Below are 13698 nucleotides of genomic sequence, written 5' to 3' on the forward strand. Positions count from 1 at the left end.
ACAATATGTCATATTGGGTTAAAAATCAAAATTAGAAGGAGAAAACATATGACAGTTTTAGAACTGAGAAATGTAACTAAGACTTACAAAATGGCGGGTGGTGGAACATTCCAAGCCTTAAGAGGAATTAGTGCATCCTTTAATGCAGGAGAATTAGTTGCAATCGTTGGGGAATCTGGAAGCGGGAAGTCAACTTTAATGAATACAATTGGCGGACTGGATTCAGATTTTGGTGGTGAGATTATTTATGAAGGTAAGAACTTAGCCAAATACTCAACACAAGAACTAGTTGACTATCATAAAAAAAGCATAGGCTTTATCTTTCAAAACTTCAATTTAATTCCACATTTGAATTTGTTAGACAATGTAGCTTTAGCAATGACTCTTTCCAATATTGATCAAAAGGAACGAGAAAAAAGAGCTAAGCAGTTACTTGAACAGGTGGGTTTGGGAGAACATATCTATAAAACACCTGATGAAATTTCTGGTGGTCAAAAGCAAAGAGTAGCAATCGCACGTGCGTTGATAAATGATCCTGATATGATTATTGCAGATGAACCAACTGGAGCGCTAGATGCAGAAACGACAACAATTGTTTTGGATATGATTAAAGACATTGCTAAAAGTGGTAAATTAGTTTTAATGGTAACTCATTCAGAACGAGTAGCAAGTCATTGTAGTCGTGTAATTCGAATTGATAATGGAAAGTTATTAGACGATGTTGAGCAAGAGCAAGTACAATTTTTAAGTAAAAAAACTAATGATAATTTCCAAATTAAAAATATGAGTGTATTAAATGCTTTTAGATTAGCTGTTCTAAATATGAAAGCAAAATTTGGACGCAATGCATTGGTAGCACTTGGCTCAAGTATAGGAATTATGTCTGTTGTATTAATGTTATCTCTTGGTAAAGGTGTAACGAGTTATGTGAAAAATACGATGAATTCATATACTAATCCCAAGGTAACAGAAGTGCATAAATCCTCTACGACTAAAAATAGTAATATGTCTGCTAAAGCAACTGGGGATTCTTCAACACAGGCACAAGCAAATCAAAATGTGTTGTCATCTTTAACAGGTACAGGTAGCGATAGTACTTTTACTAAAAAGGAGATTAGTAAGCTTGCAAAGCTAAAATATGTTGATAAGGTCCAAAAAGGTTTTAGTACAATTTCTTTAGGAACGACATCGGTAACATATAATAAAAAATCAGCAAGTATTATTCAGCTTCAAACGATGTCTTCAAGTGTTACAAAGTCGAATATAACTAGAGGACATAGGCCTGGGAAAAATGAAATCTTGCTTGACACAGGAACGGCAGATACATTAGGAAAAAATATTGTCGGCAAAACAGTGACCCTAACGATGACCGTTAACTCAAAACAGATTAGTAAAAGTTTTAAAGTTGCAGGAACATATTCACAATCTTCCAATAGTTCGTCGGCAACAGTTTTTGCCCGCTATACAGACCTGCAAAAACTCTATAAAGAAAATGGGGCTACGCTTAAAGCAAACGTAATATATTTAACAACTAAAGATAAAGAACAAACAGCTAAAGTTAAAACAAAAGTTAAAAAAATGGGTTATACCGGCTCAATTCAAGAAACGATGACAGATATGTTTAGTGATATGTTAAGTATCATTACAGATGTATTAACTGCAATTGCTGCTGTATCCCTAGTTGTTTCTGCGATTATGATTTTGGTTGTTTTAAATATCTCTGTAGTAGAAAGAACAAAAGAAATTGGCGTTTTAAAGGCACTTGGTGCTCGTAGAAAAGATATTCGTAGAATATTTGTATCTGAAGCCTTTTTAATTGGATTTAGCGCAGGGGCTCTGGGTGATGCAGTAACCTATATTCTAAGCTTAATTGCAAATCATTTTTCACAATCGCTATTTAGTATTAATGTAGTAGCTTTGACACCTAAATATGCAATTATCGGAATGCTTTTAAGTATTATTATTAGTATGTTAGCAGGATTAATGCCAGCTAACAGTGCATCTAAGTTAGATCCAGTAGATTCATTGCGTAAAGAATAATTGGAAAGGAGAATAAGTATGCCTAAACAGACTTTTTTCAATCTCACGGAGTCCAAAAGAAAAAGATTAATGGAATCTGCAGCGATTGAATTTCGTCAATATAGTTTTAATGAGTCTTCAATTAGTCATATAATTGCACGTGCGCAAATCCCACGTGGAAGTTTTTATCAATACTTTGAAGATAAAGCAGACTTATATATGTATTATACAAAAAAAATTGGTTTAGATTATAACGAGTATCTTCTAAAATTGTTGGAAGATAACAAAGGTGACTATTTTAAAACGCTTCGTTTGTTTATCAAAGATATCCTAAATGAAGTGTTTGTCGGCGAAAACGCAGTCTTTTATGCCAGAATGATGGAAGCTCATGATTTTGAGTTGTTTCGTAAATATAAACATAGAGACGAAAATGGCAATCATCCGCATGATGATCTGTTTAATGAAAAAATCTTTGCGAAAGTAGATTTAAAGTCGTTAAAGATAGATTCATATGATGAATTCAAAATGCTTAATATGATGCTTCTTTCAGGCGGGATATTTAGAACCGTTTCAAGTGGATTAATGATGCAAAAAGCACAAGGTCATGTTAATTTACAAGAATTGGAAGCAAACTATAATAAAATGATAGATTGGCTTCAGTATGGAGTTGCCAAATAATTTAGAAAGGAGTTGGTGTTTTGCTACGTTTAATGAAAAAAAAGCTCGACTGGTGGGCAGTTGTAGCGGCCACAGTTTTTCTAGGCATACAAGTAATGTGTGATTTATACTTGCCTAATTTAACATCGAAATTAATCGATAATGGAGTGGCCAAAGGAGATACCGACTATATCTGGCACATTGGTGCCCAAATGATAATAATTGCATTGATTGGATTAGCAGCTGCAATTTGCAATGTTTATTTTGCTGCAACACAGGCTCAAAAAATGGGAATGAGGTTGCGTAGTGATATTTTTAAAAAGGTTTTAGGCTTCAGTAATAAGGAAATTGATGATTTAGGTGCTTCTTCGTTAATAACAAGAACGACCAATGACGTTTTGCAAATTCAAAATGTTATTATTATGATGTTAAGAATGATGATTCAATCACCATTAATGTTGATTGGGGCAAGCTTTATGGCCTATACAAGTGAGCGCAGTTTAACTACTGTTTTTGCAGTATCAGTTCCATTACTTTTAATTGCGATTGCTATTGTTATGGGCATGGCAGTCCCACTATTTCAAAAATTGCAAAAGCAAATTGATAAAATCAACTTAGTTTTTAGAGAAGGGTTAACTGGCGTACGGGTTATTAGAGCTTTTCGACAAGATGAATTTGAACAGAAGCGATTTGATAATGCAAATAAAGATTATACAAAAACAGGGATTAAAGTTTTTAGTATCGTTTCAGTGATGATGCCAATTATGACACTTGTTCTAAACGGAACTTACATTGGAATTGTATGGTTTGGTGGCAAACTAATTGCAAATATGAATATGCAAGTGGGCAATCTTGTTTCATTTATGACATATGCTGCAATGGTTCTCTTTAGCTTTATGATGTTATCCATGATTTTTGTATTTGTTCCACGGGCCCAAGCAGCAGCTGTTCGTATTATTGAAGTCTTAGAAACAGAAAATTCAATTGTTGAAAAAGAAAATGCAATTGAAGCTGTTGAAGATGTACCTGCTTCATTAGAATATGACAATGTTTCATTTCGTTATGTGGGAGCAGAAGAACGTGTTTTGGATAACGTTAATTTTTCAATGAAAGCTGGACAAACCCTTGCTATTATTGGTGGAACAGGCTCAGGAAAGTCTACACTTATTAACTTGATTCCTCGTTTGTTTGATGTTGACACAGGAGCTGTTAAAGTTGATAACCAGGATGTTCGTGATTTAAAAGAGAGTAGTTTGCATAAAAAGATTGCTTTTGTACAGCAAAAGGCAATTTTGTTTAAAGGAACAATTCGAAGTAATATTCAATTTGGAAAAGAAAATGCAACTGATGAAGAGATTTGGCGTGCATTAGAAATTGCACAAGCAAAAGATTTTGTAAGTCAATTAGCAGATGGATTAGATGCTGTTGTTGAACAAAATGGTGATAATTTTTCTGGCGGTCAAAAACAACGATTGGCAATTGCGCGTGCAGTTGTAAAAAGAGCTTCGATCTATGTTTTCGATGATTCATTTTCTGCACTGGATTTTAAAACCGATGCTAAATTAAGAATGGCGCTAAAAGCAGACAAGGATATTAATCAAGCGATAGTTGTTATTGTTGCACAAAGGATTTCGACAGTTACGCAAGCTGATAAAATTATTGTATTAGATGAAGGAAAAGTGGTAGGAATTGGCAACCATGAAGAACTGAAAGCTAACAATGAAACATATCAAGAAATCATGCATTCGCAATTAAGAGAGGAGGATATCTAATGGGGCCACATGGACATAATGTTGGTAAGAAACAAAAAGGAGCAAAGAATTTTTGGAAAACATTAAATCGTCTAATAAAATTTATGAATCCATGGAAATGGAGTTTCATAATTGTTTTCATTTTTGCAATTGGTTCAGTTATCTTCCAAATCAAAGCACCTAAAATATTAGGAAAAGCAACAACTGTAATTTATGATGGGATAATCAAAGGATATCAAGAAATTAAGTTAGGCCAGCATTTAACAAGTTATCCGATTGATTTTACCAAAATCAAAAATATTCTAATTACGGTTGCAATTATGTATATTGTTTCGGCGATGCTATCATTTATACAGCAGATAATTATGGCAAGAGTATCACAAAAGATTGTTTACAAATTACGTAAAGAGTTAAAAGCAAAGATGCAGCGTCTACCGATAAGTTATTATGATACACATGAAAATGGTGATATTATGTCACGCGCTATCAATGACATGGATAATATTGCTGGGACTTTACAACAAAGCTTAACGCAGTTAGTAACAAGTATAGTTACTTTTGTAGGTGTTTTCTTTATGATGCTCAGCATTAGTTGGAAATTAACGCTAATTGCATGTATTACAATTCCTTTAGGATTAATTGTTGTAGCTATTGTCGCGCCGAAATCACAGCGTTTTTTTGCAGAGCAGCAAAAAAGCTTAGGAATAATTAATAACCATGTTGAAGAAAATTATGCAGGACATACCATTGTTAAAACATTTAACAAAGAAGAAAAAACAATAACTGAATTTGAAGAAGAAAACAAGCGTTATTATAAGAGTTCATGGAAAGCACAGTTTATCTCTGGTTTTATTATGCCATTAATGAATTTAGTTAAAAATATTGGTTACATTTTGGTTGCTGTTGTAGGTGGTATTCAAGTCTCTAAAGGACAGATAACTTTAGGTAACGTGCAAGCATTTTTACAATATGTTAATCAATTTACCCAGCCAATTACGCAAATCGCTAATATTGCTAACACAATTCAAGCAACAGTTGCCTCAGCTGAACGTATTTTTAATGTTTTAGATGAACCTGAGATGACACAACCGGATGCACTACCTGCCGAGCAAAAGTTACAGGATTTCAAAATAGCATTTGATCATGTAAAATTTGGCTATGGTGATGAGTTGCTGATGAAAGATTTCAATATGAAGATTCATGAAGGGCAAAAGATAGCCATTGTTGGCCCAACTGGAGCAGGTAAGACAACGTTAATTAATCTGTTAGAACGTTTTTACGACATAAAAGAGGGCGCAATTCGATTAAATGGTGATGATGTTCGCTCGTTGTCGCGTGAAAAATTACGTGAGCATTTTTCGATGGTCTTACAAGATACATGGTTATTTACCGGTACGATTTATGATAATATTAAATATGGGCGTGAGAATGCAACTAAAGAAGAGATAATAGCTGCTGCAAAAGCGGCCCATGTAGATACTTTTGTTAGACAATTACCAGATGGGTATCAAACAATATTAAATGAAGATGCAACAAACATTTCGCAAGGTCAACGCCAACTTTTGACGATTGCACGAGCCTTTTTAGCTGATCCAGATATTTTAATCTTAGATGAAGCAACTAGTTCAGTTGATACACGAACAGAAATTTTAATTCAACGGGCTATGGAAGACTTGTTGAAAGGTAGAACAAGTTTTGTTGTTGCACACAGACTTTCAACGATTCGTGACGCAGATGATATTATTGTGATGGATCATGGAGCTATTGTTGAAACAGGAAATCATGATAATTTGATGAAGCAAGATGGTTTTTATGCAGATTTATATAATAGCCAGTTTGCTCATTAAAATGCTTGTAAGAAAATAAAAAAGTTTCAATCAGAAATGTGAAGTGCCCCATAACTGTTAGGTTTTATATCTAACAGTTATGGGGCACTTCAGTTGTTATCACAATTCTGATTGGAACCTTTTTGTCATTCAAAAAAATAGTTTAGTGATAAGTAACGACAACGTCATTTTCTTGAATAACGGTATTACCATCAGGAATAAGATTTTCATCGCCCCGAATGATTAAAGCAATCAGCATATCTTGTGGAAGATTTAAGTTAGCAATGGGTTTGTTGCGCCAATTATGGCTTTTATCTATGTGAATTTCTTCCAAAGCCTCATCTTCTTTTGGCTCATATGCAGGAACATTCAAGATGATAATATCCCCAGCTAGTATTTTGGTATCACCTTTTGTAATAATGGTATTATGATTGCGTTTAATCATAATAGCTAGCGATCCAGCAGGTAAATTAACATCTTTAATTTGCTTATTAACCCAACTATGTCCCTTAGGGATAAACATGCGCATTAATGTAATTGCGGATTCTTCTTGATAGTCGTTAAATGTTTTTCTGACATCACTGTCTTTATCAATCATAGCGAGTTTTTGTGCAACCAAGGGCAAGAATGTACCTTGAATAGCGACAGAGAATAAGGAAACTAAAAATACAATATGAAATAGGTCATAGTGAAGTGTGACGCCGCTGACTAAAACAAAAATCGCAAAGACACTGGAAGCAGCCCCTCTAAGCCCAGACCAAGAGATAAGAAGACATTGCTGAATACTACTTTTGAATGGGCGAAGAAGTAGGAAAACAGCAATTGGTCTAGCAATAACAGTTACAAATAGCGCAATTGCAATTGCGATTGGAATAACACTTATCATTTTGTGTGGGAATGTTAATAAACCCAACAAAAAGAAAATTAGGATTTGAGCTAAAGAAGTTACACCGTCTAGAAATGGAATGATAATATTCTTATTTTTAATCTTACTATTACCAATGATTAGTCCCAGTAGATAAACACTAAGATAAATATTGCCACCGCATAATTCAGTAAAAGCATAGCACATAAGCATAATGGCAATTAAAAAAATGGTATCAAGTCCTTCGGCAATAATTTTAGTCTTAAGTAATAGATAAACAGCAATCCAGGCAAAGATAATTGCTGCAACTACACCAACACTTAATTGCATAAAGACTTGGAGTGGAATGTTTACAGATTTTTCTGCCTTAAGTAAACTAACAATGACGACTGTCAAAAGATACGCAAAAGGATCATTGCTAGCACTTTCTAATTCAAGTAGCGAAGCAGTTCCATCTTTTAAATTTAGCTTTTGTTTACGTAAAATAGCAAAAACACTAGCAGCATCTGTTGAAGACAAGACAGCACCAATTAACAAGGATTCTAGCAGACTAAATTTTAAAAGAAACATGCATAAAACTGCAGTAATTCCGGCAGTGATTAAAACACCAACTGTAGACAGTAATAAAGCTTTGCCGGCACTATTTTTAGCAGCTTTCCATTTAGTATTAAAGCCACCATAAAACATGATGAATAATAAAGCAATTGAACAAATTTCTTCAGCCAGTGTATAGTTACTAAAAGGTATTTTGATTATTCCGTCACTACCGAAAAGAATACCCACAAACATAAATAAAATTAAGGCAGGCATTCCAAACTGGCCTGAAAACTTTTCAGCTAGTATACACAGTAAAATTACTGTTGCACCTAGAAGTATACTAATTGTCATTTTGAATCTTCCTTCCTAAAATCAACTTCTTCTATAAAAAGCATATCATTAATGGGTGGTTGCTATAAAGTAATAAGTATTAAAAAAATTTTTTATATTGGAAATTGATGAAAATAAGCATCATTACATTATAAAAATAAATAACTATATGATAATATTAACATAAAATCGTCCAGAAAGTGGGAGTAGTAAAGAACATCTAGAAAACTAGGTCATCTGTTTTGAGATAAAATGAAGTTACAGTTGGTATTTTAACTTTAGAAATGGCAAGATTGTATAGTAAGGATGATGGACAAAAGAAGTATCATATTTCATAAATTTTTAGTTGGAGGCTTAGCAGAATGTTTGGAGAAAAACCGTTAGTATTTAATCCACAAGTAGCAAGTAAAAAACCTACAAATAAACAAAGTTGTCCTTTTTGTGAACGGGAAGGTTTGGAAAATATTATTGCGACCAAAGAAGATTGTATTTGGTTAACAAATAAATATGCAACATTACAAAAAACAGAACAAACTTTGATTATTGAATCTAAAAAACATTTAGGTGATATTTCAAATTATTCGGTATTGGAAAATAGGAAGATTTTTTCTTTTGCTGTTTCAAAATGGTTTGAAATGATTGCTTTGAAAAAATACAAAAATGTGTTGATGTATAAGAATCATGGACCGTTATCAGGTGGGAGTTTGCGGCATCCGCACATGCAAATTGTAGGCTTAGAAGATAATGAGCCATATAAACAAATACAGTGGGAAAATTTTAAGGGGATACAAGTAGCGCAAACTAAACAATTTGAAATAAACATTTCACAAAATCCATTAGTTGGCTTTTGCGAATTTAATGTAATTGTTGATACAACAGATGTTAATTCTCTTGCTGATGGGGTTAAATCGGTTGTAGAGTACGTTTTACAAGATTATTTTCATGGTAAATGTGATTCATACAATCTATTCTTTTATTTGTTGGACGGTAAAATAATTTGTAAAATAATTCCTCGATTTGTAGTTTCACCATATTATTTAGGTTATGGACTAGCACAGGTTAATGATGATGTGAGATTACGTGAAATAAGTACAGAATTATTGACAAAAATGAATGGTAAATCTTCAATTGCAATATGAGTTTAGCAACTATTGCTAGTAATAATAAAAAGAGTCTGGAAAAAGTGGCTTAATATTCCAAAAGCTAAGTAGTTTTCACTTTAACTTTTGGGATATGAGCCAAAAATCCAGACTTTTTCGAGCATTATATATGAATTAAGTTTTAGATGTTCCAACGGATTTCAGGAAAATCATGTTTAGTATCCTTATTTTCTAAGAATTTAAGTGCATCTTGGCGAATTTGACTCATATTAACGCCTTGAGCCTTTGCAGCAAAAATACAGCCACAATAACATTGACGATACACATCATATTCATGACACATTTCAACAGAACGAGCATAGCCACCATTTTTTTTGAAATCACTTGGTAAATATTGAGTAGTGTAAATGTTTTGGACGTCAATACCCACTGAATTGATAACTTGGGAGTTTTTATGGGGGCTAATGGTCAAAGTACTGCCAAAATAATCGAAATTAAGTTCAACGGCTTTTTGGGCAACTGTTTCAAGGCGATAATCAAAACAAACTTTACACCGCGCACCGCCTTCTTTTTCATGCTCTAGTCCACGGACTTTTTCAAAATATTCTTGAGGTTTATAAGGCGCAGCAATGAATGTCACAGTATTACCAGTTTTTTCATTAAAGTCATGAATGAACTTTCTTTGGACATATTCTCTACGTTGATATTCGGCTCGTGGATGGATATTAGAATTTGCATAGTAGATAGTCACATCAGCATACTGCGTTAAATATTCAAGGGTATATGTACTACATGGGGCACAACAGCTATGCATCAAAATTTTAGGACGTTGCTTTTGTTGCTGCCATGACTGCATCATTTTCTGTAAAACGGTATCATAATTTATTTTTTGATTAGGATTCATTTTGTCAACAATTTCATGTAAATCAATCACTTTATCTCGCTCCTGTAAATAAACTAAGGGTTCTTTTGAAATAGAAATCTATAATTGGTTATCAAACAATGTTCAATGGCAAAAAGATGAGATAAAAGGTTTACATAAAAAATCATTTACCTTTTATCTCACTTTAAACCGATTAAGTATTGTTGCTTTCTAAGCTTTTTAATTTGTATATCCGGTTGTCTGCTTCATCGTAGACACTAACAGGACAGTTTTCAATTGCATCAACGCGCAAATGATAACCATATTTATCTAAGAAAAGGAGTTCACGATCGTCTAAGTGTTCAATCTTTCCTGTTAATGCACGGCCATCAATTAAGATGTCTAAGCCGACAGTTATTTCTAATTCATGGGTATGCTGGCTTTCTCCATCAGTAAATAACCATGTACCTGCATAAATGAGGGGGAGAGCAGTTTTTTTAGCATTTCCTTGTTTATGAGAATGGAGTGCCTTATTTATTCCTGCCAAAATGGATAAACCTGCTATAATACCGCCCTTGCGCTTCATCTATAACCCCTCTTTTAATAGAATAAAAATTATTTTTTATATTTCGATAACTATAATATACCACGAAACTAGATGAGTAAACTAAAAGACTTAAAATTTATTTTTATTGACATATTTTTGTTACTTAAAGAGGCAATTATGTATCTGTTGTAACAAAACTTTGTTAAAATAAAAGTAGTATTAGATAGTAACGGAGGTAGGAACATGATAAAATTAGGGGTCATAGGAACGAATTGGATTACACAACGTTATGTCGAAGCAGCTGAACAAACAGGTCTATGGCAATTAACTAGTGTTTATTCTAGAACTTTAGAAAAAGCACAGACATTTGGAAAAAAGTATCCACATGTAACAGAATTTTTTGATGAGAGTGATGCTTTTTTTAATGAAGGTACATATGATACGGTGTATATTGCCTCTCCTAATAGTATGCATTTTGAGCAAGCTAAGGCAGCTATATTAGCAGGCAAGAATGTGATTGTTGAAAAGCCAGCTTGTACTAATCCAGAGCAGATGAAAGAAATTGTGTCACTATTACGAAGAAGGCCACAACAATATTTTTTTGAAGCGGCGCGCAACATACACGATACTAATTATTTGGTTGTAAAAAAGGCGGTGCAATCTTTGCCAGATATACAAGGAGCAACGCTAACATATATGAAGTATTCTTCTCGTTACGATGCATTCTTAGCAGGAGAAAGACCTAATATTTTTTCACCTCATTTTGCTGGTGGGGCACTACAAGATTTAGGTGTTTATCTGGTTCATGCAGCTGTTGGTTGGTTTGGTGTGCCACTGAAGGCAACATATTTTCCAACGTATTTAGAAAATGGCATTGATGCAAAAGGAATTGCTATTTTGGAGTACTCAAAATTTAGCGTTACTTTGAATATAGGTAAAACATCTAATTCCTATTTAGATAGTGAAATATATGGATTGAAAGAAACAATTATGATAGATAGCGCAGCAGATTTACATGAGGTTAAGCAGATTTTAGCTGATGGAAGAACAGAAATTTTAGCAACACAAAGTGAGGAAAACGAGCTTTTAGCTGAAGCAAAAGATTTTGGTGAGATTTTAACTAATCCAACTTCTTTAGATAATAAACAAAAAGCTGAAGAGTGGTTAGCACAAACAATTGAAGTCAATAAAGTAATGTATTTATTAAGACAAAGTTGTAATTTATATTTTGATGGTGAAGTGCGAAATCAAGACTTAGAAGGGTAACTTTAATGAATAAAAATTTTGAAGAACAGTTTAAAAAAGAAGGCTTTACGCAATTAGCACCAATTCAAAAAGCTGTATACGAACCATTGATGCAAGGAAAAAATATTTTAGGGTTGGCACCCACTGGATCTGGAAAGACATTAGCTTATACATGGCCATTATTAGAACGACTATTACCAGGTGATGGTGTACAACTATTAGTAATAGCACCTTCACAAGAATTAGCAGCACAATTAACAGATGTAATTAGACCGTGGAGTAAATTATTGGGAATGACAACAATTTCTGTAATTGGCGGTGCAAATGTAAAACGTCAAGTTGAAAAACTAAAAAAACGACCAGAAATTGTAATTGGAACACCAGGACGCTTGTTGAATTTAGCTAATGATAAAAAACTAAAATTGCATACATTAACAACTGTAGTTATTGATGAAGCAGACGAATTATTACAACAAGACGAAACCAGAGAGGATTGCCGTAATTTAGTTAGTTGCGCTCCAGCAGATGTACAATTAAGCTTTTTCTCAGCAACCAAAACGCCAATTTTAGATCAGTTACATCGTTGGTTTGGTGTTAATGTTGAAGAAATTGATGTACGAAAAGAGGATCATACACAAGGACAGGTAATGCACTATCTAATTGAAACACCTGTACGTAAACGGGTCGATATTTTACGACGCTTATCGCATGTTGATGATTTTTGCGCATTAGTCTTTTTTAAACAAACTGCAACTTTAAAAGATGTAGCAGATAAATTGAAACATCAGCATGTAAAAATTGCTGAATTAACTAGCGATGCAAGACAAATACAACGACAACAAGCCTTAAACGCATTGCGTAAACGTGAAATATCATTGTTGCTAACAACTGATGTTGCAGCACGTGGTTTAGATATTAAAGAATTACCAGCAGTAGTGAATTATGATTTACCGCATGATACGAATACTTATATTCACCGAGTTGGAAGAACCGGGAGAATGGGTGCAACTGGGAAGGTTGTTAATATTGGTAATGAACATGATTTACGTTTGTTTAAACAAATTATTCGGCAAGAAAGCTATGATTTTGTGACAGGGTATCTTTATAATAGTCAGATAGTTACCGAGATTCCAGAAGATAAGCCAAGTGATAAAGGTAGAAGTAAGCCTAAAAATAAAGTTAAAAAGCAAGTAAGAGAAAAAATACCAGAACAACCAGTAGTGAAGCGAAAAAAGAATCGTAAACGTGATCAAAAAAATAAAGGGAAAAGAAGGATAAAAGATTAATCGATGCAATAACGTTATCTATTGTTGCTATATAGAGTTACATGAATATGACTAGAATATTTTAATAAAAGGTAAATAAGGTTGTAAGACGCTTTACTTTCTTTAGCTTAAAGTTTAATGTAAAATCTAGTTAATAATAGTTGATGGAAGTGATAAGCTATGAAAGTAAAAACAAAACTAAATGTTTCAGTGGAATTTTTATACCAAAGATTGATTCAAACTGCAATTGATGATGTCAGTGATAAGTTAGGACATCAGATTGGCACTACTGAACTCGCCGGTGTAACTTATAGTACAGGAGACAAAACAAAATTACCTGCACGCATCACTATTATGGATGTTATTCCTAATAAAATATATCGGTATATGGTGGAATTTCCAGACAGACAAGTTATCCAAGAATATAGCTTGAGAAAACTGACTGAAAATCAGGTAGAACTTGCTTATACAACAGAAAAAGTTGAAAAGAATATTTTAAATAGGGTAAAACAATATTTTGGAGATACCTTTTTAGGTTGGTTAAAGAGTTATAATATAAAGAAAATCTTGAAAAAATTAGAAATAGGGTATTAGAAAAAGGAGTTTGGGTCATGAGACTGCTGGGCTCCCCGTCAAGTGAACAATGAAATATAATAAAATTATTTTGACGACTGTCTGCCGAAATTCGGTAGAC

At 33.5% G+C, this 13698-nt stretch carries 11 protein-coding genes; 8 read left to right on the forward strand and 3 right to left on the reverse strand.

Annotated elements, in window-relative coordinates; all coding sequences use genetic code 11:
* Window positions 1–48 precede the first annotated feature (48 nt).
* Genes LB941_RS08155 through LB941_RS08170 form a run of 4 tightly spaced genes read left to right on the forward strand, consistent with a single transcriptional unit; the run spans window position 49 to window position 6274 of the window.
* Complete coding sequence (locus LB941_RS08155) at window positions 49–2040, forward strand: ABC transporter ATP-binding protein/permease (RefSeq protein WP_253361052.1); 1992 nt, start codon at window positions 49–51, stop codon at window positions 2038–2040.
* Between the two features lie 18 nt (window positions 2041–2058).
* Complete coding sequence (locus LB941_RS08160) at window positions 2059–2697, forward strand: TetR/AcrR family transcriptional regulator (protein WP_253361054.1); 639 nt, start codon at window positions 2059–2061, stop codon at window positions 2695–2697.
* A 20-nt stretch (window positions 2698–2717) separates the two neighbouring features.
* Window positions 2718–4448, forward strand: coding sequence for an ABC transporter ATP-binding protein (locus LB941_RS08165; protein ID WP_253361056.1), 1731 nt, complete (start codon window positions 2718–2720; stop codon window positions 4446–4448).
* Window positions 4448–6274, forward strand: coding sequence for an ABC transporter ATP-binding protein (locus LB941_RS08170; protein ID WP_253361058.1), 1827 nt, complete (start codon window positions 4448–4450; stop codon window positions 6272–6274). Before LB941_RS08165 ends, LB941_RS08170 begins: the two co-directional genes overlap by 1 nt.
* Before the next feature lie 142 nt (window positions 6275–6416).
* Here LB941_RS08170 and LB941_RS08175 read toward each other — a convergent pair whose 3' ends face one another.
* Window positions 6417–8006: a potassium/proton antiporter gene (locus LB941_RS08175; RefSeq protein WP_253361060.1), complete on the reverse strand. Its 1590-nt coding sequence runs from the start codon at window positions 8004–8006 to the stop codon at window positions 6417–6419.
* A gap of 341 nt (window positions 8007–8347) precedes the next feature.
* Between LB941_RS08175 and LB941_RS08180 the strand changes: the two genes are divergently transcribed.
* The gene (locus tag LB941_RS08180) at window positions 8348–9124 is read left to right on the forward strand and encodes a DUF4931 domain-containing protein (RefSeq protein ID WP_253361062.1); all 777 of its coding nucleotides are present in this window, start codon (window positions 8348–8350) and stop codon (window positions 9122–9124) included.
* Between the two features lie 142 nt (window positions 9125–9266).
* Here the strand turns inward: LB941_RS08180 and LB941_RS08185 are convergent, their stop codons facing one another.
* Both LB941_RS08185 and LB941_RS08190 read right to left on the reverse strand, forming a co-directional pair.
* Window positions 9267–10019: an epoxyqueuosine reductase QueH gene (locus LB941_RS08185; RefSeq protein WP_253361064.1), complete on the reverse strand. Its 753-nt coding sequence runs from the start codon at window positions 10017–10019 to the stop codon at window positions 9267–9269.
* A 142-nt stretch (window positions 10020–10161) separates the two neighbouring features.
* Window positions 10162–10533: a DUF4828 domain-containing protein gene (locus LB941_RS08190; RefSeq protein WP_253361066.1), complete on the reverse strand. Its 372-nt coding sequence runs from the start codon at window positions 10531–10533 to the stop codon at window positions 10162–10164.
* 204 nt (window positions 10534–10737) lie between these two features.
* On the opposite strand from LB941_RS08190, the gene LB941_RS08195 reads away from it, so the two are divergent.
* The 3 genes from LB941_RS08195 to LB941_RS08205 all read left to right on the forward strand — a co-directional run bounded on the left by LB941_RS08195 (window position 10738) and on the right by LB941_RS08205 (window position 13598).
* Window positions 10738–11760 (forward strand): Gfo/Idh/MocA family protein, encoded by a 1023-nt coding sequence (locus tag LB941_RS08195; protein ID WP_253361068.1) that lies wholly within the window; start codon window positions 10738–10740, stop codon window positions 11758–11760.
* Window positions 11761–11765: 5 nt separating this feature from the next.
* A complete protein-coding gene (locus LB941_RS08200; RefSeq protein ID WP_253361070.1) occupies window positions 11766–13025 on the forward strand; it encodes a DEAD/DEAH box helicase in 1260 nt (419 codons plus the stop codon).
* A gap of 159 nt (window positions 13026–13184) precedes the next feature.
* Window positions 13185–13598, forward strand: a complete 414-nt coding sequence (locus LB941_RS08205; RefSeq protein ID WP_253361072.1) for a DUF3284 domain-containing protein — start codon at window positions 13185–13187, stop codon at window positions 13596–13598.
* Window positions 13599–13698: the final 100 nt, after the last annotated feature.

Origin of the sequence: Ligilactobacillus ubinensis, from assembly GCF_024160875.1 — a bacterium.
Lineage (GTDB): Bacteria > Bacillota > Bacilli > Lactobacillales > Lactobacillaceae > Ligilactobacillus > Ligilactobacillus ubinensis.